The sequence below is a fragment of the Sphingomonas hylomeconis genome, assembly GCF_025370105.1.
GTDB classification, from domain to species: Bacteria; Pseudomonadota; Alphaproteobacteria; order Sphingomonadales; family Sphingomonadaceae; genus Sphingomonas; species Sphingomonas hylomeconis.
Genome location: NZ_JANQBK010000005.1, coordinates 231,897 through 253,027, shown reverse-complemented (window position 1 = coordinate 253,027; position 21,131 = coordinate 231,897). Strand labels below are relative to the sequence as shown.

General features: G+C 69.4%; 21 protein-coding genes. 8 read left to right on the top strand and 13 right to left on the bottom strand.

Annotation, left to right across the window (positions count from 1 at the left end):
* Positions 1 to 56: 56 nt before the first annotated feature.
* Genes NV401_RS10085 through NV401_RS10075 form a run of 3 tightly spaced genes read right to left on the bottom strand, consistent with a single transcriptional unit; the run spans position 57 to position 1,845 of the window.
* Positions 57 to 1,034, bottom strand: coding sequence for a L,D-transpeptidase family protein (locus tag NV401_RS10085; protein ID WP_261294286.1), 978 nt, complete (start codon positions 1,032 to 1,034; stop codon positions 57 to 59).
* Positions 1,031 to 1,720 carry an NAD(P)H-dependent oxidoreductase gene (locus NV401_RS10080; RefSeq protein WP_261294285.1) on the bottom strand — a complete coding sequence of 230 codons (690 nt, stop codon included), beginning with the start codon at positions 1,718 to 1,720 and terminating at the stop codon, positions 1,031 to 1,033. Before NV401_RS10080 ends, NV401_RS10085 begins: the two co-directional genes overlap by 4 nt.
* The gene (locus tag NV401_RS10075; protein WP_261294284.1) at positions 1,717 to 1,845 is read right to left on the bottom strand and encodes a hypothetical protein; all 129 of its coding nucleotides are present in this window, start codon (positions 1,843 to 1,845) and stop codon (positions 1,717 to 1,719) included. Before NV401_RS10075 ends, NV401_RS10080 begins: the two co-directional genes overlap by 4 nt.
* Before the next feature lie 140 nt (positions 1,846 to 1,985).
* On the opposite strand from NV401_RS10075, the gene NV401_RS10070 reads away from it, so the two are divergent.
* Entirely contained in the window at positions 1,986 to 4,640 is a 2,655-nt protein-coding gene (locus NV401_RS10070; RefSeq protein ID WP_261294283.1) for a bifunctional acetate--CoA ligase family protein/GNAT family N-acetyltransferase, read from the top strand.
* 35 nt (positions 4,641 to 4,675) lie between these two features.
* Here the strand turns inward: NV401_RS10070 and NV401_RS10065 are convergent, their stop codons facing one another.
* The 4 genes from NV401_RS10065 to NV401_RS10050 all read right to left on the bottom strand — a co-directional run bounded on the left by NV401_RS10065 (position 4,676) and on the right by NV401_RS10050 (position 7,532).
* A complete protein-coding gene (locus NV401_RS10065; RefSeq protein ID WP_261294282.1) occupies positions 4,676 to 5,698 on the bottom strand; it encodes a zinc-dependent alcohol dehydrogenase in 1,023 nt (340 codons plus the stop codon).
* A gap of 22 nt (positions 5,699 to 5,720) precedes the next feature.
* The gene (locus NV401_RS10060) at positions 5,721 to 6,527 is read right to left on the bottom strand and encodes a universal stress protein (protein ID WP_261294281.1); all 807 of its coding nucleotides are present in this window, start codon (positions 6,525 to 6,527) and stop codon (positions 5,721 to 5,723) included.
* 65 nt (positions 6,528 to 6,592) lie between these two features.
* Positions 6,593 to 6,988 carry a response regulator gene (locus NV401_RS10055; protein ID WP_261294280.1) on the bottom strand — a complete coding sequence of 132 codons (396 nt, stop codon included), beginning with the start codon at positions 6,986 to 6,988 and terminating at the stop codon, positions 6,593 to 6,595.
* 97 nt (positions 6,989 to 7,085) lie between these two features.
* Positions 7,086 to 7,532, bottom strand: coding sequence for a potassium channel family protein (locus NV401_RS10050; RefSeq protein WP_261294279.1), 447 nt, complete (start codon positions 7,530 to 7,532; stop codon positions 7,086 to 7,088).
* 207 nt (positions 7,533 to 7,739) lie between these two features.
* On the opposite strand from NV401_RS10050, the gene NV401_RS10045 reads away from it, so the two are divergent.
* A complete protein-coding gene (locus tag NV401_RS10045; RefSeq protein WP_261294278.1) occupies positions 7,740 to 8,477 on the top strand; it encodes a sensor histidine kinase in 738 nt (245 codons plus the stop codon).
* Positions 8,449 to 9,099: a BON domain-containing protein gene (locus tag NV401_RS10040; protein WP_261294277.1), complete on the top strand. Its 651-nt coding sequence runs from the start codon at positions 8,449 to 8,451 to the stop codon at positions 9,097 to 9,099. The genes NV401_RS10045 and NV401_RS10040 overlap by 29 nt, the downstream gene beginning before the upstream one ends.
* A gap of 55 nt (positions 9,100 to 9,154) precedes the next feature.
* On the opposite strand, the gene hemN is transcribed toward NV401_RS10040, so the two are convergent.
* Positions 9,155 to 10,498, bottom strand: a complete 1,344-nt coding sequence (gene hemN / locus NV401_RS10035) for an oxygen-independent coproporphyrinogen III oxidase (protein WP_261294276.1) — start codon at positions 10,496 to 10,498, stop codon at positions 9,155 to 9,157.
* 138 nt (positions 10,499 to 10,636) lie between these two features.
* On the opposite strand from hemN, the gene NV401_RS10030 reads away from it, so the two are divergent.
* Together NV401_RS10030 and NV401_RS10025 are read left to right on the top strand one after the other, a co-directional pair.
* Positions 10,637 to 11,299, top strand: a complete 663-nt coding sequence (locus NV401_RS10030; protein ID WP_261294275.1) for an OmpW/AlkL family protein — start codon at positions 10,637 to 10,639, stop codon at positions 11,297 to 11,299.
* Positions 11,300 to 11,370: 71 nt separating this feature from the next.
* Positions 11,371 to 11,856, top strand: coding sequence for a hypothetical protein (locus tag NV401_RS10025; protein WP_261294274.1), 486 nt, complete (start codon positions 11,371 to 11,373; stop codon positions 11,854 to 11,856).
* Here the strand turns inward: NV401_RS10025 and NV401_RS10020 are convergent, their stop codons facing one another.
* The 4 genes from NV401_RS10020 to NV401_RS10005 form a co-directional block, all read right to left on the bottom strand.
* Positions 11,857 to 12,564 carry a Crp/Fnr family transcriptional regulator gene (locus tag NV401_RS10020; RefSeq protein ID WP_261294273.1) on the bottom strand — a complete coding sequence of 236 codons (708 nt, stop codon included), beginning with the start codon at positions 12,562 to 12,564 and terminating at the stop codon, positions 11,857 to 11,859.
* A gap of 277 nt (positions 12,565 to 12,841) precedes the next feature.
* Complete coding sequence (cydX, locus tag NV401_RS10015; RefSeq protein WP_261294272.1) at positions 12,842 to 12,964, bottom strand: cytochrome bd-I oxidase subunit CydX; 123 nt, start codon at positions 12,962 to 12,964, stop codon at positions 12,842 to 12,844.
* A gap of 19 nt (positions 12,965 to 12,983) precedes the next feature.
* Entirely contained in the window at positions 12,984 to 14,123 is a 1,140-nt protein-coding gene (cydB, locus tag NV401_RS10010) for a cytochrome d ubiquinol oxidase subunit II (protein ID WP_261294271.1), read from the bottom strand.
* Positions 14,124 to 14,138: 15 nt separating this feature from the next.
* Entirely contained in the window at positions 14,139 to 15,710 is a 1,572-nt protein-coding gene (locus NV401_RS10005; RefSeq protein ID WP_261294270.1) for a cytochrome ubiquinol oxidase subunit I, read from the bottom strand.
* A gap of 182 nt (positions 15,711 to 15,892) precedes the next feature.
* Between NV401_RS10005 and cydD the strand changes: the two genes are divergently transcribed.
* The 3 genes from cydD (at position 15,893) to NV401_RS09990 (ending at position 20,206) form a co-directional block, all read left to right on the top strand.
* Complete coding sequence (gene cydD, locus NV401_RS10000) at positions 15,893 to 17,560, top strand: thiol reductant ABC exporter subunit CydD (protein ID WP_261294269.1); 1,668 nt, start codon at positions 15,893 to 15,895, stop codon at positions 17,558 to 17,560.
* A complete protein-coding gene (locus NV401_RS09995) occupies positions 17,557 to 19,266 on the top strand; it encodes an amino acid ABC transporter ATP-binding/permease protein (protein ID WP_261294268.1) in 1,710 nt (569 codons plus the stop codon). The genes cydD and NV401_RS09995 overlap by 4 nt, the downstream gene beginning before the upstream one ends.
* A gap of 331 nt (positions 19,267 to 19,597) precedes the next feature.
* Complete coding sequence (locus NV401_RS09990) at positions 19,598 to 20,206, top strand: HdeD family acid-resistance protein (RefSeq protein ID WP_261294267.1); 609 nt, start codon at positions 19,598 to 19,600, stop codon at positions 20,204 to 20,206.
* Between the two features lie 78 nt (positions 20,207 to 20,284).
* Here NV401_RS09990 and NV401_RS09985 read toward each other — a convergent pair whose 3' ends face one another.
* Positions 20,285 to 21,109, bottom strand: a complete 825-nt coding sequence (locus NV401_RS09985; protein ID WP_261294266.1) for a universal stress protein — start codon at positions 21,107 to 21,109, stop codon at positions 20,285 to 20,287.
* Between the last annotated feature and the right edge of the window lie 22 nt (positions 21,110 to 21,131).

Here is a 21,131-nt window from a genome sequence, read left to right as displayed (position 1 = left end):
CGTAACGGATTCTGCCGCTGGTACGACAACCTAAGTTAAGCCATCGGCTTGACCGCTCATTCGTCCTCGCGCGGCGCGGCGGGAACGGGCGGGCGGCGCCCGATCGAATCCGGGATGATCAGCACGGTCGCGCCGGGCGCGAGAATGGCGCGCAGGATCGGCTGGAATGCTGCCGGCGGCGTGATATCGGCTGCGCTCAGCGCTGGCATGGGCGCCGTGCTCCCGATCGGCAGCGCGACCCGGCTCCAATGGTCGCCGGACGGGCCGGTGGAGTCGAACAGGAACAACAGCGGCTGCGCGATGTCTGCAGCTATCCGTACGTCCGCGGTGCCGATCTCGCGGCCGTTGCGCAGCACGACGAGCATCCGATCCGCCACGCTCACGACGATCGACACCGGCCCGGTCGGCGCGCGCTCCGGATACCAAACATAACTCCCTGTTGCTTCGGTATCGCCCGCCGCTGTCGGCAGCGGCGCGGTCGTCGGCGCGAGCGCAGGCAGGGCATCCTGTGCGACGACCATCACGGTCATGCCGAGGCGGGTCTCGGCGTACAGCAGGCGCGCGAATTTCTTCGGCAGCCTGATGCAGCCATGCGAGGCCGGGTAGCCGGGCAGCACGCCACCATGCAACGCCACCCCGTCCCAGGTCAGCCGTTGCATGTAGGGCATGGGGGCGTTTTCGTAGAGGCTGGAATAATGCTCAACCTGCCTTTGCAGCACGGTGAAAACACCGGTTGGCGTGCGATGACCGTCGCGTCCGGTGGACACGGTGGTGATCCCGATCGGCAGCCCGTTGCGATAGAGGATGCCGCGCTGCGTGGTGACGTTGACGATCAGCAGGATCGGCCCGGCCGGTGCTACCTGCGGCGCCCAGAGATACTCGCCGGGCTTGAGACGCTCGACCGCGGACTGGACGGTGACCCGGTCGAGCGGGGCCGGCGGAGGCGTTGCTTGCTGCGCTGCGAGCGGGGCGGACAGCAACAGCAGTAGCGGCATCAGCAAACAGGCGAGGCGCAGCCCGGCGCGGCCGGTCACAGCCGCTCGGTGTGCAGCAGCGCGCGCTGGCGCTGGTGATGACGGTTGCTGAGCAAGTGCGAGCAGGTCCGCCGGGCACGTTCGCGCACGTCGGCAAGGCATTCCGCGACATATTGTTCGGACACGCCCTCGACGATCGCATCGAAATGGACATGCCCGCCTTCTTCCAGCGCGAAGATCGTGGCGAGATAGGTGTCGAGCGCCTGGCGGATCGACACCCATTGGCCATGTTCCTCGAGCCATGGGCGGGTCGAGGCCGAGCTGCTGAAGCTCATGAAGCGCTTGCCGTGCAACAGTCCGTGGGAGCTGCCGGCAACGATGTCGCGCGCCGAGAAGCCGGCGCCGAGCACGCGATCGATATAGCCCTTGATGATCGCCGGGGGCAGCCCGTACCACAAGGGATAGACGAGCGTGATGACCGAGGCGTCGCGCACCAGATCGATCTCGGCGACGACGTCCGCTGCGGGTGCGGTGCCGCGGCGCCCGGGGCGCTCGTCGGCCTTGAGCAACGGATCGAAGTGCATGGCATAGAGATCGCGGACGACCGCCTGCTGGCCGCATTCGATCACCGCATCGCGATAGGCGTTGGCGACGGCATGACTGAAGCTCGCGGCATCCGGATTGCCCAGCACGATGACGTGCGAGATATCGCGCGGGGCTGCGCTGGGACGCGCTGCACGCGTCACAGCAGCACCGCGATCAGCTCAAGCGCGACGATGCAGCCGAGCACCGAGCCGCCCAGCGCGACGCGCGGCTGGCGATGCGCCAGCGCGGCCATCTGGTGCGAGAATATCGTCAATTTGTCTGCCATGTCGGCCTCCGTACGGTGCGGCAACAAGGATGCGGCGGGGCGGCGCGCGCCGACATACGGTTGTATACGGATGGAACGCGCGCCCCATCGGCGCGACATGGCGCTGCCGGCGCGAACCGCGCCGCGCCCGGAGACAGGCCATGACGATCCGCAACCTCGGAACCCTGCTGCACCCGCGCGCCATCGCCGTGATCGGCGGATCGCGCCGCGCCGGCGCGCTGGGGACGCTAGTGCTCGACAATATCGTTGCGGGCGGGTTTGCCGGGCCGATCGTCGCGGTCAATCCGAAGCGGGTGGACTGCGACGGGGTGGCGTGGTGCAGCGATATCGCCGGCCTGCCCGAGACGGTCGACCTGGCGGTGGTGGTGACCCCGGCGGCGACGGTGCCCGGCATCATCGCCGAACTCGGCGCGCGCGGCGTGAAGGCGGCGGTGGTCATATCCGCCGCGCTGCAGGACGAGGCGGCGCGGCAGGCGATGCTCGATGCGGCCAAGCCGCACCTGCTGCGCATCGTCGGGCCGAATTGCCTCGGCATGCTGATGCCGCATGCGCGGCTCAACGCGTCGTTCGCGCCGCGCCGCGCGACGCCCGGCACGCTCGCCTTCCTGTCGCAAAGCGGCGCGCTGGTCACCGCGATGCTCGACTGGGCGGCGGACAAGAATGTCGGTTTTTCGGGCGTGGTCTCGGTCGGCGACATGGTCGATGTCGATCTGGGTGACCTGATCGACGTCTATGCCGCCGATCCCAAGACGGAGGCGATCCTGCTCTATGTTGAGGGCGTGACCGATCCGGCGAAATTCCTGTCGGCGGCGCGCGCCGCATCGCGCATCAAGCCGGTGATCGCGATCAAGGCGGGCCGATCGGCCGCCGCCGGCAAGGCGGCAATGTCGCATACCGGCGCGCTGGCGGGCGCCTACGACGTCTATGCTGCAGCGTTCGAGCGCGCCGGGATCATCCTGGTCGAGACGCTGGAGGGGCTGTTCGATGCCGCGCAGATTCTGTGCCGGTATCGCCCGACCTGCGGCGACCGCCTGGCGATCGTGACGAACGGCGGCGGGGCCGGGGTGCTGGCGACGGATGCCCTGCCGGCCGCGGGCGGATCGCTCGCCCGCCTGTCCGAGGCCACGATCACCGCGCTGGACCGGGATCTTCCCCAGGGCTGGTCACGCGCTAACCCGATCGACGTGGTGGGGGATGCGCGCCCCGACCGGTTCGCGGTGGCGACGCGCGCCGCGCTCGACGATCCGGGGACGGATGCCTTGCTGGTGGTGCATTGCCCGACCGCGGTGGCGACCGGCGTGGAGATCGCCACCGCGGTGCTCGCCGGGCTGCCGCCGCAGCGCCCGAACGGCAAGCCGGTGATCGCGTGCTGGATGGGCGGCCAGAATGCTGCCAGCGTGCGCGACCTGTTCACCGCGGCCGGCATACCGCTGTTCGACTCGCTCGACGACGCACTGGGCGCGTTCCGCCATCTGCGGCGCGCCACGGCGGCGCGGCAGGCGCTGCTGCGCGTGCCCGAGGGGACGACCATCGCGCCGGCCGATCGCGACGGCGCCCGCGCCATCATCGCCGGTGCGCGCAGCGACGGGCGCACCGTGCTGAGCGCGGTCGAGGCCAAGGCGCTGCTGCAGGCCTATGGCATCCGCACCGTGCCGGCGCGCTTTGCGCCAAACGCCGATCGCGTGGCGCGCGCCTGCGACGGACTGGCGCCGCCTTATGCGGTGAAGCTCGTCTCGCCGCAGCTGACCCACAAATCGGACGTCGGCGGCGTCGCACTGGACATCGCTTCGCCCCAAGAAGCGGCAACCGCGGCGGCGCGCATGGCGGTGCGGATCGGACGCGACCATCCCGCGGCGACGATCAGCGGGTTCGAAATCTCGGCGATGGTCGATCGCCGCGACAAGCACGAGCTGCTCATCGGCATTGCCGACGATGCCACGTTCGGGCCGATCCTGGCCATCGGCGCCGGCGGCAAGGCGGTCGAGATCCTGCACGACCGGGCCCTGGGGCTGCCGCCGCTGGATGAGACGCTGGCACGCGAAATGATCGCCGCGACGCGGATCGCCCGGCTGCTGGACGGCTATCGCGACGTTCCCGCCGCCGATCTGACGGCCGTCATTGCCGCGCTGAACGCGGTATCGGCGATCGCGGTCGATCTGCCCGATATCCTCGAACTCGATATCAATCCGTTGCTGGTCGACGCGACGGGCGCGATCGCGCTGGACGCGCGCGTGCGGATCAGCGCCGAGCCGGCGGCGTCGCGGCTGGTGATCCGGCCATATCCTGCGGCGTGGGTCGCGGATCTGGTGACCCGCAGCGGCGTGGCGATGCACGTCCGCCCGGTACGGCCCGACGACGAGGCATTGCTGGCCGACTTCTTCCGGCGCGTTTCGCCGGAGGATCTGCGGTTCCGGTTCCTCACCGGGCTGAACGAGGTCGGGCGCGACCGGCTGATCGCGATGACGCAGATCGATTACCGGCGCACCATGCATTTCCTGGCCCTCGCGCCGGACGGGGCGGTGATCGCCTCGGCGATGCTGGCCAGCGATCCGGATCGCGCGCGCAGCGAGCTGGCGATATCGGTGCGTGCCGATTGCAAGAAGCAGGGCGTGAGCTGGAGCCTGTTGCAGCACGTGTTGCGCTATGCCGCCGCCGAGGGGATCGCATCGGTCGAATCGATCGAGAGCAGCGACAACCATGCCGCGCTCGCGCTGGAGCGCGAGGCCGGCTTCGAGGTGGTACCGGGCGACGATTATCAGGAGCTGACGGTGCGACGCGCGATCAGCGCGGCGTGACGGGCGGGCGCGGCGGGCGCTGCCCGCCGCATGGTTCACATTTTCAGTACGACGCGCCCATCGACCTCGCCGCGGGCCAGCCGATCGAGCACCAGATTGATGTTCTCGAGCGGCTCGGTGGTGGTGCGCGTGTGCACCTTGCCTTCGGCGGCGAAGGCGATCGCCTCGGCCAGATCGTTGCGTGTGCCGACGATCGATCCGCGCAGCGTGATGCGTTTCAGAACGACATCGAAGATCGGGGTGGGGAAGGTGCCGGGCGGCAACCCGACCAGACTGACGGTGCCGCGGCGCCGTGCCATGTCGATCGCCTGGCGGAAGGCGGGCAATGACGGCGCCGTGACGAGCACGCCGTGCGCGCCGCCGCCGGTCGCGCGGCGCACCGTGGCGACCGCATCCTCGTCCCCGGCATTGACCGTCAGATCGGCGCCCAGCGTGCGGGCGAGCGCGAGGCGCGTGTCGGACACGTCGATCGCGGCGACATGCAGCCCCATCGCCTTGGCATATTGGACCGCGACATGGCCGAGGCCGCCGACGCCCGAGATGACGACCCATTGCCCGGGCCGCGCCTCGGTTTCCTTGAGGCCCTTATAGGTGGTGACGCCGGCGCACAGGATCGGCGCCATCGCGACGAAATCGGGATTGTCCGGCAGGCGCCCGACGAACGCCGCCGGGGCGACGACATAATCGGCATAGCCGCCATCGACGCTATAGCCGGTATTGCGCTGCGCCTCGCACAGCGTCTCCCAGCCCGAGCCGCAATGTTCGCAATGCCCGCAGGCGTCGTGCAGCCATGGCACGCCGACCGGATCGCCTTCCTTGAGCATGGTGACGCCGGCACCCAGCGCGGCGACCACGCCGACCGCCTCATGGCCGGGAATGAAGGGCAGGCGGGGCTTTACCGGCCAATCGCCCTGCATCGCGTGCAGATCGGTGTGGCATACCCCGCTCGCCACCACCCGGACCAGCACCTCGCCCGGGCCGGGCGTCGGGATCGGGCGTTCCTCGATGATCAACGGCCCGCCGAAGCTGCGGACGACGGCGGCGCGCATCATGGCCATGCGGACATCCTTTTCGCGCCGATCAGTGGGCGAGGAACAGGGGCAGCGGGCTGCTCTTGAGCAGCGTGCGCGTGGTGCCGCCGAGCAGCGCCTCGACGAAGCGCAGATGCCCGAAGCCGCCCATCACGATATAGCCGGCATGCCCCTGCACGGCATGGCGCACGACGACATCGGCGGTGGTTTCGTCGTCGCCGAGCGGCACGCGCATGATCGTGGCGGTGATGCCCTCGCGCGACAGATAGGCGGCGGCATCCTCCGCGGGCGCGCGGACCGAATCATCCTCCACTTCGAGGATCGACACGCTCTGCGCCAGCAGCAGCAACGGCACGGCGGCGCGCAGCGCGGCGGCGGCGCAGGCCGAGCCGTCCCAGGCGACCAAGGCGCGCGCCAGATCGAACCGCTTGAGCGCGGGCGGCACGGCCAGGATCGGCCGGCGCGCCCTGACGATCAGCTCGCCGGCGGCGGTGCGCATATCGGGCACCGGGAAATCGTCCAGCTGGCGATTGACCACGATCAGATCGGCCAGGCCGGCGGCGTCGATCAGGCACGGCGCGAGATCGCCGGTCGCATCGATCCAGTTCCACGGCACGTCTTCATGCTGCAGCCGTTGCTGCAGCCGCTGGCGATTGTCGTCCTCGCGGTCCACCGCGTCGGACAGCAGCGCGCCGGTCCCGAAGCCGCCGGCGAAGTCGCCGCCGACAAAGGCCGGCAGGATCGTGACATCGAGGCAGGTGATGTGGCCGCGCACGGCGCGGCCGATGTCCATGGCGGCCTGGAACCGCGCTTCCTGCCCGGAATCGTCGTGCGCCAGCAACAGAATGTTCTTCATGACCCTCTCCCATCGAGCGTGCCGCCCTGCCTATGCCGTGCGCGTAGCGCTCGACATCGGTAGTGTTACGGAGTCGCCCCCGGCGCGCCGATCGCGGCGATCAGCGTATGGTGATGCAGCGGCTTTTCGAGCATCGCGGCAAAGCCGCTGGCGGCGGCGCGCTCGGCCAGGCCGGGCGACGGAAAGGCGGTGATCAGCACGGCGCGACCGCGCCATCCCTGCCGCCTGAGCGTGTCGATCAGCGCGATGCCGTTGCCGTCCGGCAGGAGATAATCGGTGACCAGGAATTCGCTGCGCCGGGCGAACTCATTGCCGAGCGCGCGGACGGCGGACCCGAACGCGCATACCTCGAAACCGCGGCCGTGCAGCAACAGCTGCAGCGAGCGGCGCACCGCCTGGTCGTCGTCGATCAGTAACAAACGGGGGCGACGCGCGGGGTCGACGGCGGCAGTCTGGGGCATGATCACCTGAGCATCAAAAGATCGTGTTGTGGGCGTGGGCGCGACGCCGGTCGCTACGTAAAAGTCCGGGGAGCGGCAGCGCATGGCGGCCGCGGGGTCAGCGCGTCGTGCCGATCTCGCTTTCGATGAAGCGGATCCGGCTGACCACGGCGACGAAGAAGGCGGTCGACCAGCCGAGCAGGATGACGCCGTTGGCGCCCTCGATCGCGCCGACGATCCGCCACGGCCGGGCGAGCACGACGTCGCCATAGCCGACCGTCGTATAGGTGGCGGTGGAGAAATACAGCGCGGTCTCGAAATCCGGCACCGCGCCGATCCACGCATACAGCGCGGCATAGGCCCAGATCTCGATCGCATGCAGGACGAACAGGCCGCCGGCGGCCGCGACGATTCCCCCGCTGTCATGCCAGGCACTGCGCTGCGACCCGGCATTGGCGCGATGCCGCCGCAGCAGCGCCAGCAGCAACGCGATGCCGAGCAGATGCACGGCGACGGTGAACCCCACCATCACCGAGGCGACCGTCAGTTCGAGCAGCAGCGTCATGATCAAGCCCGCATGAGAGTAGCCTGGCCGGACGGCGGCCCAGGACCCCCGCCGTTACCCTGCTGGCGGCGCCGGCTGCATCGGGACAAATACGGATACGGAAGGGGCGGCACGACGGGGGGCGGCGGCGGCGCGCGACCCCGTAACATTCCGGATATGTCTTGGCCTACAGAAGCACGACACCGCGGATCGACGGAGGAACGCCCGATGCCGCATCGTATGTCATCACCGGCCGGGCCGCACAGCCAGCGCGACACGATCCACGATCTGCGCAACCTGTTCGGCATCGTCGCGTCGGCCGCGCATCTGCTCGAGACGGGCAGCGATCGGCGTGCCAGCCTGATCGCCGCGATCGAGACGGCGGCGAGCAAGGGAGGCGCGCTGACCAGCCGGCTGCTCGAGGAGCCGCGCCGCGGCCCGGCGCGCACCGTGGATCTCGCCCCCGTGCTGACCGCGCTGGCGCCGCTGCTCGGCACCATCGCCGATGGCGCGCCGCGCGTCTCGACCGCCCCCGGGCCGCCGCAGCTGCCGGTGCAGGTCGATCCGCTCGAGCTCGAATCCGCGCTGCTCGAACTGGCCACCAATGCGCGGTCCGCAGCCGGCCCCGCCGGCCGCGTCGTGGTTCGCGTCCGACGCGTCGGCAGCCGGCTGTGGCTGATCGTGGCCGATACCGGCGCGGGGATGACCGCGGCCGCCCTCACGGCGGCGCTGTGCGAACATCACCCGCAGGCGGGGCGGGGATCGGGGCTCGGCATCGTGCAGCGCTTCGTCCGCGCCGCGCACGGCCGCCTGCTGATCCGCACGCGGCCCGGCCGCGGCACGATGATCGTGATGAACTTGCCGATGGTCCTCGCCATGACCGTCCCGAGCCCCGCCGCGGGGTCGCGGCACCCGTCCAACCCAGAGGAGACGTTCGATGAAAACCGACAGCCAGTTGCAGCATGACGTGCAGGCCGAGCTCGAATGGGAGCCGAGCATCGATCACGCCCATATCGGCGTGGCCGTGACCGCCGGGGTAGTCACCCTGACCGGTCAGGTCAGCAATTATGCGCAGAAGCTCGCCGCGGAAAAGGCCGTGCACCGGGTCGCCGGCGTTCATGCGCTGGCCGAGGAAATCAAGGTGCGCTATCCCGGTGATCCCAAGACCTCCGACACCGAGATCGCCAAGCGCATCCGCGACATCTTCGACTGGGACGTGACGATCCCGGCGGACGAGATCGACGTCAAGGTGGAGCAGGGCTGGGTGACGCTGACCGGCACGGTGCACTGGCACTATCAGAGCGAGGCGGCGCGCAAGGCGGCCGGCAAGATCCACGGCGTGCTCGGCGTGTACAACATGCTCACGTTCCGTCAGGCGCCGACGGCCAGCGACGTGCGCGAGCGGATCGTCGCCGCGTTCAAGCGCAACGCCGATCTCGATGCGGCCGCGATCACCGTCGCAACCGACGGCGGGACGGTGACGCTCGACGGGACGGTGCACAATTGGCGCGAACGCCGGATCGCCGAGCAGGCGGCCTGGGCCGCGCCCGGCGTGGTGCGGATCGACGACAAGCTGGCGATTGCCTGATCGACGCAACGTGGCCGCCGGCAATGGCGGCCACGCCTGCTGCGCGCCCGTGCCGTCAGACCGCCAGGCTGAAGCGCGTGGTGGCGGGGCTGCGATAGCGATCGAACTGCGCGGCGATCAGCCGCCCATAGGGCAGACCGGCGGGCTGCAGCTCGATCCGGTTTCCGTCGATCGCCACCAGGCCGCGGGCGGCATATTCCGCCAAGTGCGGCAACACATCGGTCAGGCGATCGACCGGCATGCCGTGCGCTTTTGCCACGGCACCGAGATCCACCGTATTGTCGCACAGCAGGCGCTCGATCACCGCACCACGCAGGCGATCGTCCGCCGAGCGCGCCACGCCCCGCGCGCCGGCCAGCCCCCCATTGGCGGTGCGCAGGCGATAGCGGCCGACATGCTTCTCGTTCTGTACCAGCAGCCCGTCATACTGGCTGATCGCCGAGGCGCCGAGGCCGATGATCGTGTCGGCAATCTCGTCGGTAAAGCCCTGGAAGTTGCGGCGCAGCCGGCGCTCGGCCGCGGCGATCGCGAGGCTGTCTGCGGGCTTGGCGAAATGATCGAAGCCGATCGCGGCATAGCCGGCGGCGACCAGCAGATCGTGGCCGAGGCGGCTCTGCGCGAAGCGGGCCGCGGCATCGGGCAACAGCGCGCCATCGATCATGCGCTGGCGCGACAGCAGGGCTGGCATGTGTGCATAACCGAACAGCGCGATGCGATCCGGATCGAGCGCCAGCGCGGCGGTGACGGTATCGACCAAGTCGTCGCTGTGCTGGCCGGGGAGGCCGTACATCAGATCGAGATTGATCCGCGCGATCCCTGCGTCACGCAGTTCGCCGACCACCCGCTGGACCAAGGCCAGCGGCTGAAGCCGGTTGATGCGATGCTGGATATGCGGCGAAAAGGTCTGCACGCCGAGGCTGACGCGCGTCACGCCGGCACGCGCGAGCGCCGCGGCATAATCGGCGTCCAGCGTGCGCGGATCGAGTTCCGCGGCAATCTCCAGATCATCGGCGCAGTCGAACTGCGTGCGCAGCCGATCCACCAATCGCACGAAATCTTCAGGCGCGAGCGCGTTCGGGCTGCCGCCGCCGAGATGGATCGCGATCACCCGGCCGCGCATCGCCGCCGCCACGGCATCGATCTCCTGCTCGAGCGTGGCGAGATAGGCGGTCAGCCGGTCGGCGCGGCCGATCGCGCCGGTATTGCAGCCACAATACCAGCAGATCGCATGGCAGAACGGGATGTGGAGATAGAGCGATACGGGGGTGCCCGGATCGATCGCGGCGATCGCCGCGCGCTGCTCCGCCGCGCCGATCCCGTCGTGAAATTCGGCGGCGGTGGGATAGCTGGTGTAGCGCGAGACCGATCGGGTGGCGAGTTCGGGGATGTACGTCTGCATGCCATCCTCGCTGCCAGACCGCCCCGCGCCTGCCTTTGACGCAGGTCAAACCGGGGGACGGCCGAGTTTGCGCGGGATCAAATCGAGCGGTGCGACCGGCCGTTACGCCTCGTTCGTCAACCAACGAGGAGAACAGACATGCAGATCCGCACCATCGCCGGCCCCTTGCTCGGCCTCGCTTCATTGTGCAGCGCCGCGCCCGCGCTGGCGCAGAAGAAGGGTGACGTATTGGTGCGCGTTCGCGCCATCATGGTCGCACCCAACGAGAGCACCAGCGGCGTTCGCCCGAGCTTCCCCGGCGCGCGGATCGGCGTGACCGACAGCTATGCGCCGGAGCTCGATTTTACCTATATGATCTCCGATCATATCGGCGCCGAGCTGATTCTCGCCACCACCAAGCACAATTTGCAGGGCAGGGGCACGCTCTCCGCGCTGGACCGCGTCGCCAGCACCTGGGTGCTGCCGCCGACGCTGACGCTGCAATATCATTTCGCGCCGCAGGCGAAGGTGCGGCCCTATATCGGCGCCGGCGTCAATTACTCGATCTTCTATTCGAGCAAGGCCGACCGCGCGTTGAACAGCGCGATCGGCAATACCGACGTCCATCTCAAGGACAGTTTCGGCTATGCGCTGCAGGCCGGACTGGACGTGGATATCACCGAGAAGGTGTTTGCCAATATCGACGTCAAATATATCGACATGGATACCAAGGCGCGGCTGAAGACGGGCGCACTGGTCAATCGTGTCGACGCCAGCATCGATCCGCTGGTGTTCGGCATCGGCCTCGGCCTGCGGCTGTGACGCCAGGGCAGGTGTCGGTTGGTCAGGCGCCGGCGGGGCAAGCCCCCGTCGGCCGCCGGTCCGGCTGGCACGTGATCGACGAACTGGATCTGGTGCGGCTGGTCAGCGACCATGCCGCGCTCGATCAGCTGTGCGCGCGGATCGAGACCCTGGCCGATCGGCTGCCCGATCGGCCGACGCCGCAGGAAGCCGAGGCACTGTGCGATGCGCTGCGCATCGGCTTCGGCCGGCAGGTCGCTCGCGACGAGCGGATGCTGGCGCGGCTGTTCGCCGCGGAACTGCCGCAGCCGCTATGCCATACGCTGCTCGATCATATCGCGACGCGGCATACCGCCTGCCTGCTGCAGGCCGAGGATATCATCGTCGCCTTGCAGCCCAACCCGGACGCATCGCTGTGCAGCGAGGCGTTCGGATTCATGTTGCGCTGCTTCTTCCAAGCCTGCCGCCAGGCGATGGCGATCGAGGAAATGGCCGTCCTGACGCTTGGCGGGCAGCGCCTGACGCCGGCCGCGCGCGCCCTGCTGGTCGACCGTATCGCGATCAGCTGCGCGCAGTGATCACAGCAGACCGGCGCGCGCGCGCAGCGCCGCGGGGTCACGGATCGTCACGCCCCGCACCCCGGGCAGTGCCAGCACGCCGGCGCCCTTGAGCTTGGTCAGTTGCCGGCTGACGGTTTCGATCGTCAGCCCGAGCACGTCGGCGATCTCGCCCCGGGTCAGCGGGAGATCGAACGTCACCGGCCCGTCCGCGCTGGCGCGACAATCGCTGATCCCGCGCGCACGCTCCGCCATGCTGAGCACGAAGCCGGCGACCTTCTCCGCCGCGGTGTTGCGCGACAGGACCAGCAGCCGGCTGCGCGTCGCGTCGAGCGCGGCAAAGGTCCGCTGCAGCAGCATCCGCTCCATGCCGCGATGCGCGCCCAGCACTTCCTGAAAGCGATCGCGCGGGAAAACGCACAATTCGGCGTCGGTCAGCGCGGAGACCGAGAATTCGACCGTATCGCCATAGGGGCGGCCGATGAATTCGCTCGGGAAATGCAGCCCGACGATCTGTTCGCGGCCATCCGCGGTCGAGGCGCTGAGCTTGAGCACCCCCGACAGCAGGGTGGCACAGGCCACATTCTCGGCGCCCGCCCAGGCCATCGTCTCGCCACGCGCCATCCTGTGGCGCCACCCGAGGCGGTGCAGCGCGGCGAGTTCGCCATCATCGAGGCTGCCGCACAGCGCCTGACGGCGCACGGCGCAATCGGCGCACACCGCAGTCATGCGCGCGCATCGATTTGACGCGAGTCAAAGCGCGCGCGGCGCGGATGACGCAGCCTTCCGGTTCCTCGAGCTGGAGAAATGCGATGGACGGATCCTATTTCCTGTATCTGGTGATTGGCAGCATGACGGCGTTCATGCTGGCGCTGATCGCGGTGACGATCCAGGACGCGATGCGCGACCGCCAGCGCGATCGCTGACGCCGCGCCTCCCTTGCCGGCCTTTGCCGCTGCGAAGCTCCCCGGTTCGCAGCGGCCTTTGTCATTGGCGTCGGGGCGCATCAGAGGTGCGCCACCATATCCTCGTCATCCTCGATCGGCAGGTGGAATTCGTGCCAGATGCCGTTGAGAATGCCGAAGCCGACCGCCAGGCCGAGGCCCAATACCCAGGTGAAATACCACATCGTTCGATCCTTTCGCGGGTCAGTAGAAATCGGGATTGGTGGCGACTTCCTCGGTGGTGACGCGGCCCCACATCACCTTGAATGCCCAGCTGGTATAGGCGAGCACGATCGGCAGGAGGACGGCCGTCACGAACACCATGATGCCCAGCGTCTTGGCCGTGGACGAGGCGTTCCACACCGTCAGGCTGGAATGTGCGTCGATGCTGGAGGGGAGGATGTAGGGGAACATCGACAGGCCGACGGTGGCGATGATGCCGGCAGCGGCGAGCGCCGATCCGCCGAACGAGGTCTTCTCCCAGCCGCGCGTGATGCCGACAAAGGCGAGCACCGATCCGGCGAAACCGAGCACGGGCGCCAGCACCATCCACGGATAGAGCTGGTAATTGCCGAGCCACGCGCCGGCGACCTGCTCGGTCGTGGTACGCAGCGGGTTGGACTGGCCGAGCGGATCGGCGAGCGTGACCATGTGGTAGCCGATATCGCCATACGCGACATAGATGCCGCCGAGCGCGAACAGCACCACGCTGGCGATCGCGGCGATGCAGCCATAGCCGCGCGCGCGATCGTGCACCGGGCCATGCTCGACCTTGAAGGTCAGCCAGGTCGCGCCGTGCAGCACCAGCATCGCCACCGACAGCAGGCCGCAGAGCAGGGCGAAGGGGGTGAACAGGCCGAGCAGGCTGCCGTCGTAGAAGGAGCGCAGATCGCTATCGAGCCGGAACGGCGCGCCGAGCAGCACGTTGCCGACCGCCACGCCGAACACCAGCGCGGGGACGAAGCCGCCGACGAACAGCGCCCAGTCCCAGCGGCTGCGCCACGCGGCGTCGGGACGCTTGGAGCGATATTTGAAACCGACCGGGCGCAGGATCAGGGCCGCGAGCAGCAGGAACATCGCGAGATAGAAGCCCGAGAAGCTTACCGCATAGACGAACGGCCAGGCCGCGAAGATCGCCCCGCCGCCGGTGATGAACCACACCTGGTGGCCTTCCCAGGCCGGCCCGACCGAGTTGATCACCATGCGCCGTTCAACATCGCTGCGCGCGACGAACGGGAGCAAAGCGGCCACGCCCAGATCATAGCCGTCGGTCAGCGCGAAGCCGATCAGCAGCACGCCCATCAGCGCCCACCAGATCAGGCGCAATACTTCATAGTCGAACATGGTCCGTCCTTTCGATCAGGCGGTGATGGGCTGGGCTGGGATCGTGCCGGGCGCAGGCTGCGGATCTTCCGCATGCTCGAACGGCCCCTTGCGGATCGACGCGATCATCAGCCGGACCTCGATCACCGCCAGCGTGCCGTATAGCGCGGTGAAGCCGATGATCGTCGTCCACAATGCCGCGCGGCTGAGCGAGGAGGTGGCCAGGAAGGTCGGCAGCACGCCCTCGATCGCCCAGGGCTGGCGCCCGATCTCGGCCAGCATCCAGCCGAGCTCGATCGCCACCCAGGGCAGCGGGATCGAGACCAGCGCGAGTTTCAGGAACCAGCGCGTGCTGTCATGCCGGCGCAGGCTCGCCAGCAGGAAGGCGACGGCGAACAGGGCGATCATGTAGAAGCCGATGAACGCCATGATGCGGAAGCTCCAGAACATCAGCGGCACGTTCGGCACCACGTCCCAGGCGGTGGCGGCGATCAGCTGCGGGCTGGCCAGGCGCGGATCGGCGACATGCGCTTTCAGCAACAAGGCGTAACCGAGGTCGCGCCTGTGCGTCTCGAAGCGGGCGCGCTCGGCGACGTTCGTGGGATCGACCTTGAGCTTTTCCACCGCGTCATAGGCGACGACGCCCGACGTTATCCGTTCCTGCGCCTTGAGCACGAGCTCGGACATGCCCGTCACTTCGCCGTCCAGGCTGCGCGTGGCGATCAGCCCGAGCACCCAGGGCACCTCGACCGCATAGCGCGTCGTGCGCGTCGCCGTATCGGGCATGCCGAACAATGTGATGCCGGCGGGGGCGGGGGCGGTGTGCCAGGCGGCCTCGATCGCGGCGAGCTTCATCTTCTGGTTGTCGGTCAGCGCATAGCCGCTCTCGTCACCGAGCACGACGACCGACAGCGAGGAGGCGAGGCCGAAGGCGGCGGCGACCGTCATCGAGCGCTTGGCGACGCCGACATATTTGCCGCGCAGCAGATAGAGCGCGGAGATGCCGAGCACGAACACCGAGGCGCAGACATAGCCGGCGCTGACGGTATGGACGAACTTGGCCTGGGCGATCGGATTGAACAGCACCGCGCCGAAATCGGTCACTTCCATCCGCATCGTCTCGGGATTGAACGCCGCCCCGGTCGGGTTCTGCATCCAGCCGTTGGCGATCAGGATCCACAGTGCCGACAGGTTGGTGCCGAGCGCGACCATGAAGGTGACGCCGAGATGCGCGAGCTTCGACATGCGGTTCCAGCCGAAGAACATCAGCCCGACGAACGTCGCTTCGAGGAAGAAGGCCATCAGCCCTTCGATCGCCAGCGGCGCGCCGAAGATGTCGCCGACATAATGCGAGAAATAGGACCAGTTGGTGCCGAACTGGAATTCCATCGTCAGCCCGGTGGCGACGCCGAGCACGAAGTTGATCGCGAACAGCCGGCCCCAGAAGCGCGTGATCACCCGCCAGATCGGCCGGCCGGTCATCACATAGACCGATTCCATGATCACCAGCATGAAGCTGAGGCCCAGCGTCAGTGGCACGAACAGGAAGTGATAGAGCGCGGTCAGCGCGAATTGCAGCCGTGACAGGTCGATGACGCCTGGGTCCATGATTTTTCTCCATCGGTGTCGCAGGTTAGCAGTATTGCCGCAGTGCAGCGGGACGGCCGACATCAAGCGAAATTGCGCCGCGGCAGGTATTGGGGTTTTCCCGTAGAGGCGCTGGGGGGCGGGCGCGCCCGTACGGGAGATTGCGTATTCGCGGGGCGTTCTACGCTTCCTAGGCGATGGGCATGACGATGCTCGCCGCCGCCGCGCCCGATCCGAAACTCGCCGCCCAGCGGCTCAAACGGATCGTGCCGCGCACGGCGCGCGTGCGCGCGTCGACGGCGCTGCTGGTGGCGGACGCGGTCGCCGGGATCGGCTTTGCCGCGGGGCTGGCGGGCGCGGTGGTGGCCGTGCCGGAGGGCTTGGGCGCGATGGTGCCCGGACTGACGCTGCTGATCGGTGCGGGCAGCGCGCGCGGGCTGGTCGCGATGCTCGCCGCGCGGGTCGGGGCGACGGGCGCGCGGACCACCAAGATCGCGCTGCGCCGATCGCTCGTCGCGGTGCTGTTCGAGCGCATGCCGGGCGGCGCGGCGACGACCGGTACGCTGATCGCCACCGCGGTCGACGAAGTCGAGGCGATCGACGGCTATGTCGCGCGGTTCCTGCCCGCGCGCCACGCCGCGGCGATCGCGCCGCTGCTGGTGCTGGCCGCAACGGCGCTGGCCAGCCCGATCGCCGCCGCCATCCTGATCGTGACTTTGGTCCCGTTCGTCGCGGCGATGATCCTTGCCGGCGGCGCTGCAGCGGATGAGTCGCGGCGCCAGTTCGTCGCGCTGTCGCGCCTGTCCGGCCTGTTCGCGGATCGCATCCGCGCGCTGCCGATCCTGCTCGCCTTCGGCGCGGAGCAACGCGAGACCGACCGGCTGGCGCGCGCCGCCGAGGATGTCGCCAGCCGGACGATGCGCGTGCTGCGCGTCGCCTTCCTGTCGTCGGGGTCGCTGGAATTCTTTGCCGCTTTGTCGGTCGCGCTGGTCGCGGTCTATGCCGGCTTCAACCTGCTCGGCCTGCTGCCCGTGGCGGTGCCGGAGAAGCTTGATCTGGCGCGCGCCTTCTTCGTGCTCGCGCTGGCGCCGGAATTCTATCTGCCGATGCGCCGGCTGGCGGCGGCCTATCACGACAAGCAGGCGGCCTATACGGCAGTCGAGCGCCTGCCGGAACGCACGTTCGCGGCGCCGGTGGGCCGGCCGCCCGCCCTGACGCTGGCCGCGGCGCCGCATATCCGCTTCGAGCACGTCACGATCCGCTATGACGACGGCGAGCGGCCGGCCTGCCGCGACGTGACGTTCGATGCCGAACCGGGCAGCGTGGTCGCCCTGGTCGGGCCATCGGGCAGCGGCAAGAGCAGCCTGCTGCATCTGCTGCTCGGCCTGGCGCCGGCATCGGGCGGGCGCGTGCTGATCGACGGCGTCGCGCTCGAAGCCGGGACGACGCTGGCCGGGGCAGCCTCCTGGGTCGGCCAGACGCCGCTGATCGTACCGGGCACGCTGCGCGACAATATCGCGCTGGCCTGGCCGGAGGCGGGGACCGACGACCTTTGCCGCGCAGTCCGAGCGGCCGGGCTTGCGCCGGCGCTGGCGCAGCGCGGGCTCGGCATCGACAGCGTGATCGACGCGCGCGGCGGGGGCCTGTCGGGCGGCGAGATCCGCCGGATCGCGCTGGCCCGGGCATTGCTCAAACCGAGCGCCGTCCTGCTGCTCGACGAGCCGACCGCGCATCTCGACATGGCGGCGGAGATCGCGCTGATCGCCACGATCCGGGCGGCGTGCCGCGGACGCACGACGCTGATCGCGACACACAGCGCGCGGCTGGCGGCGATCGCCGACCAGATCGTCACGCTGGAGCCGCTGGCATGACACCGCTCGCCCGCCTGCTCGCCGAGCAACGCCGCCGCCAGCGCCGCCTGTTGCTGCGTGCCGCCGGCTATGCCGCGTTGGTCGCCGCCGCGTCGGTGATCCTGCTCGGCCTGTCGGGCTGGTTCATCACCGCGGCGGCGATTGCCGGCCTGGCGGGGCCGGTAGCGGCGCAAGGCTTCAACTATATGCTGCCGAGCGCCGGGATCCGGCTGCTCGCGATCCTGCGCACCGGCGCGCGCTATGGCGAGCGGCTGGCCAGCCACGAGGCGGCGTTCGGCGCGCTGGCGCAGATCCGCCCGGCCCTGTTCCAGGCGATCGCCGCCGCGCCGGCCGCCCGCGCGCTATCCTTTTCGACCGGCGAGGCGACCGCGCGGATCGTGCAGGACGTGGGCGTGATCGAGAACCGCTTCGCGATGATGTCGGCGCCCGCGGGCCTGGTCGCCGCAACCGTGGCCGGCACGATTCTGACGCTGCTGGGCGGCTGGGCGCCAGCGCTGGCGACGCTTGGCTGCCTGGCCGCGCTGCTCGTCGTCGCCGATCGGCTGGCATCGCGGCTCGAGGCGCCGGGCCGCGCGGTGCAACGCGCAACCGGCGCGCTGAAGGACGAGGTCGCGCTCCATCTCGGTGCCGCTGCCGAACTACGCTGCTACGGGCTGGAGGATTGGGCCGCCACGCGCATCGGCGAACAGAGCGAACGGCTGGCCGATGCGGCGCGCGCGCAGGCGCAGGTGCTGGGCTGGTTCGAACTGGCGCAGGCGTCGGCGATCGCGCTGGCCGCCGGTGCGGCGGCAGCGCTGGCGCAGGGCCAGGGGGCGGCGATCGTCGCGCTCGCGGCGCTCGCTGCGGCGATGACGATCGACGGCGCCGCGCCGCTGGTTCGCCGGCTCGCGCAACGCGGCATGGTGCGCGAAGCGGAGGCCCGGCTGGACACGCTGCTCGAGACCGGACCGGTGCGGGAGCGCGCCGCGATCGCACTGGATCGGCCGACGATCGAGAGCGACGGCGTGATGCTGGCCCCGGGCGCGCGCATCCTCATCGCCGGCGAGTCCGGCGCGGGCAAGACCACGTTGATCGAAACGCTGATGGGCCTGCGCGATGCCACGCCGGGGGCCATCCGGATCGGCGGACAGGATCTGGCGGACATTCCGCCGCGGCAGCGCCGCACCGTCTTTGACTGGGCGCCGCAGGATGCGGCCTTGCTGTCCGGCACGGTGCGCGACAACCTGCTGCTGGCATCGCCGCAGGCGAGCGAGGCGGATCTGTGGCACGCGCTGCACGATGCCGCGCTCGACGAGCGCGTGCGCCGGCTGCCCGACGGGCTGGACAGCTGGATCGGCGAGAATGGCGAACGGCTGTCGGGCGGCGAGCGGCGGCGCCTGTCGCTGGCGCGCGCCTATCTCGGCACGGCGCCGTGGCTGCTGCTCGACGAACCGTCGGAAGGCCTGGACAGCGCCACCGAGCGAACGATCGCGCTGCGCCTTGCCGTACGGCTATCGGCGCGCGGGCAGGGGCTGCTGCTGATCAGTCATCGGCCGCGCCTGGGCGCGCTGTGCGACACCACATTGCGCCGCCGCCCCTCGGGCGGCTGGACGGAAGCGGCGGCTTTGCCGTCGCGCGGGATCGATCGCCACCGGCTGGAAACGGGGGCCGCCGGCCACGCGTCGGGCGACAGCACGCCAAGTCGAGACGCGCCAGTCCTCGTCTGAGCGGCGGCGCCGAGCCGCCCGACGGCATCAATAAAGTTTCGTCAGCAGCGCCGCCATCATCAGCCCGATCGCGGCCAGCACGGCGAGCGACAGCAGCATGACGACATCGTCAGGAGCCGGTTTCGGGCCAGGGTCTGCGGGTGTCATTGGCGCCTCCTTGCTGGCCCCAGCGTCGCGCGGAAAATATGGCGGGGATATCGGGATGCTTACGTAGGCCCCGCGGGGATCGCGGTGCCGCGGCACGCCGGTCGGGCGACTCCCGTAGAAGTACGCATTTTCATGCCGCGTTGTTCTTGCCAGGGTGGACGCGGGCGAGATGGGAGACGGCTCGATGAACGCGGCCTTGCCACGCGATCATGCCATGCTGACCGGCGCGAACTGGGCATTGGTCCTGCTGCGCGGGGTGGCCGCGATACTGCTCGGCGCCGCATGCCTGTTCTTTCCGATCCCGGCGCTGTTCGCCTTCACCCTGATGTTCGCAGCCTATGTCGCAGTCGACGGTATCCTGTCGGTGATAGCGGGGGTTCGCGGCGCGGCGCGGCATCAGGCCGGATGGGGTACGCTGATCGTGCGCGGCGTGCTGGGCTTGGGGCTGGCCGGCCTGTTCGTGGCGATGCCCGGCGCGCTGACGATGAGCTATGCGTTGCTGGTGCTCGGCAGCCTGTCGTGCTGGGCGATCCTCGCCGGCGTGCTCGAGCTCGCGGCGGCGGCACGGCTCGGCCGCCCCCGCTGGGCCTGGCCGCTGGGCCTGTCCGGTCTGCTGTCGATCCTGCTCGGCATCGCCGTGTTATGGCTGATGCTGCAGGAACCGCTGGTGTCCGTGCTTTGGGTGGCGTGGTTCGTCGGCGGCTATGCGGTCTTGGCGGGCATCGCGCTGATCGCCTTTGCACTGCGCCTGCGGCGCTTCGCGACACAGGGCGCGACGTACTTTGGGGCATGACCGAAGCCCGTGATGATGACCGGCGTACCGCGCGCGCTGCCTGACCGGACAGCAGGGATGCCCGGTCTGCCAGCGGCGTCAGTGCGCCAGCAGCACCGGCAGGCGCGACTCATCGAGGAGGTCGCGGGTCACGCCGCCGAGCAGAATCTCGCGCACGCGCGAATGTGCAAAGGCACCCACGGCCAGCAGATCCGCGCCGCGCCGTTCGGCGAAGGCCTGCAGTTGCGCGGCAGGCGCAGTGCCGTCGTCCAGCCAGTGATGCTCGACCAGCACGTCGTGCCGCACGAGGTGGCGGACCAGGGCGGTTTCGGGATCGCGGCCCAGCGCGTCGGGCTCGGGTTTGTCGCCGATCGTGACCAGATCGATGCGTGCGCCCGGCTGGATCAGGCGCAGCAGCTCGTGCATCGCGCGGACCGCTTCCGGCGAGGGTTTCCACCCCAAGACGGCGTGGCGCAGATGGGGCAGGGTGTGGCCGTCGGGGAGCAGCAGCAGCGGCGTACCGCCATAAAGCAACGTGCTTTCCAGCACCCGGCGCCGGAGCCAGGGGATCTCCCAGCTCGTCTTGCTGCCGACCACGACCAAATCGGCGATCGGGTTGCTGTGGCGCAGATCGTCGGTCAGCCAGGCGACATCGTCGTGCAGCCCCCATACTTCCGCGCGCGTGCCCCAGCGCTCGACGAGTTCGCGCACCCGCGCCATTTCCATCCGGGCTTCCGCGCGCAGCGCGAATTCCGGGATATACAATCCGCCGGCCGGGGCGAATCTGGGCGAGGTGAGCGGCAGCGGCGTGAGCACGGCGATGTCGACATGCGACTCCAGCGTCAGCGCGGTGTTGAGCAGGTCACGCAGGAACGGGGCGCAGGCGCGCCCGTCATCGACGAGCGCGAGGATATCCTTGATCATGACCGGTCTCCGTTGAAGTCGG

Excerpts from the sequence above, each read along its gene's own strand:
- NV401_RS10075 (WP_261294284.1), bottom strand. The coding sequence starts at position 1,845 with ATGGCAGACAAATTGACGATATTCTCGCACCAGATGGCCGCGCTGGCG.
- NV401_RS10070 (WP_261294283.1), top strand. The coding sequence starts at position 1,986 with ATGACGATCCGCAACCTCGGAACCCTGCTGCACCCGCGCGCCATCGCC.
- NV401_RS10065 (WP_261294282.1), bottom strand. The coding sequence starts at position 5,698 with ATGGCCATGATGCGCGCCGCCGTCGTCCGCAGCTTCGGCGGGCCGTTG.
- NV401_RS10060 (WP_261294281.1), bottom strand. The coding sequence starts at position 6,527 with ATGAAGAACATTCTGTTGCTGGCGCACGACGATTCCGGGCAGGAAGCG.
- NV401_RS10055 (WP_261294280.1), bottom strand. The coding sequence starts at position 6,988 with ATGCCCCAGACTGCCGCCGTCGACCCCGCGCGTCGCCCCCGTTTGTTA.
- NV401_RS10050 (WP_261294279.1), bottom strand. The coding sequence starts at position 7,532 with ATGACGCTGCTGCTCGAACTGACGGTCGCCTCGGTGATGGTGGGGTTC.
- NV401_RS10045 (WP_261294278.1), top strand. The coding sequence starts at position 7,740 with ATGCCGCATCGTATGTCATCACCGGCCGGGCCGCACAGCCAGCGCGAC.
- NV401_RS10040 (WP_261294277.1), top strand. The coding sequence starts at position 8,449 with ATGAAAACCGACAGCCAGTTGCAGCATGACGTGCAGGCCGAGCTCGAA.
- hemN (WP_261294276.1), bottom strand. The coding sequence starts at position 10,498 with ATGCAGACGTACATCCCCGAACTCGCCACCCGATCGGTCTCGCGCTAC.
- NV401_RS10030 (WP_261294275.1), top strand. The coding sequence starts at position 10,637 with ATGCAGATCCGCACCATCGCCGGCCCCTTGCTCGGCCTCGCTTCATTG.
- NV401_RS10020 (WP_261294273.1), bottom strand. The coding sequence starts at position 12,564 with ATGACTGCGGTGTGCGCCGATTGCGCCGTGCGCCGTCAGGCGCTGTGC.
- cydX (WP_261294272.1), bottom strand. The coding sequence starts at position 12,964 with ATGTGGTATTTCACCTGGGTATTGGGCCTCGGCCTGGCGGTCGGCTTC.
- cydB (WP_261294271.1), bottom strand. The coding sequence starts at position 14,123 with ATGTTCGACTATGAAGTATTGCGCCTGATCTGGTGGGCGCTGATGGGC.
- NV401_RS10005 (WP_261294270.1), bottom strand. The coding sequence starts at position 15,710 with ATGGACCCAGGCGTCATCGACCTGTCACGGCTGCAATTCGCGCTGACC.
- cydD (WP_261294269.1), top strand. The coding sequence starts at position 15,893 with ATGACGATGCTCGCCGCCGCCGCGCCCGATCCGAAACTCGCCGCCCAG.
- NV401_RS09995 (WP_261294268.1), top strand. The coding sequence starts at position 17,557 with ATGACACCGCTCGCCCGCCTGCTCGCCGAGCAACGCCGCCGCCAGCGC.
- NV401_RS09990 (WP_261294267.1), top strand. The coding sequence starts at position 19,598 with ATGAACGCGGCCTTGCCACGCGATCATGCCATGCTGACCGGCGCGAAC.
- NV401_RS09985 (WP_261294266.1), bottom strand. The coding sequence starts at position 21,109 with ATGATCAAGGATATCCTCGCGCTCGTCGATGACGGGCGCGCCTGCGCC.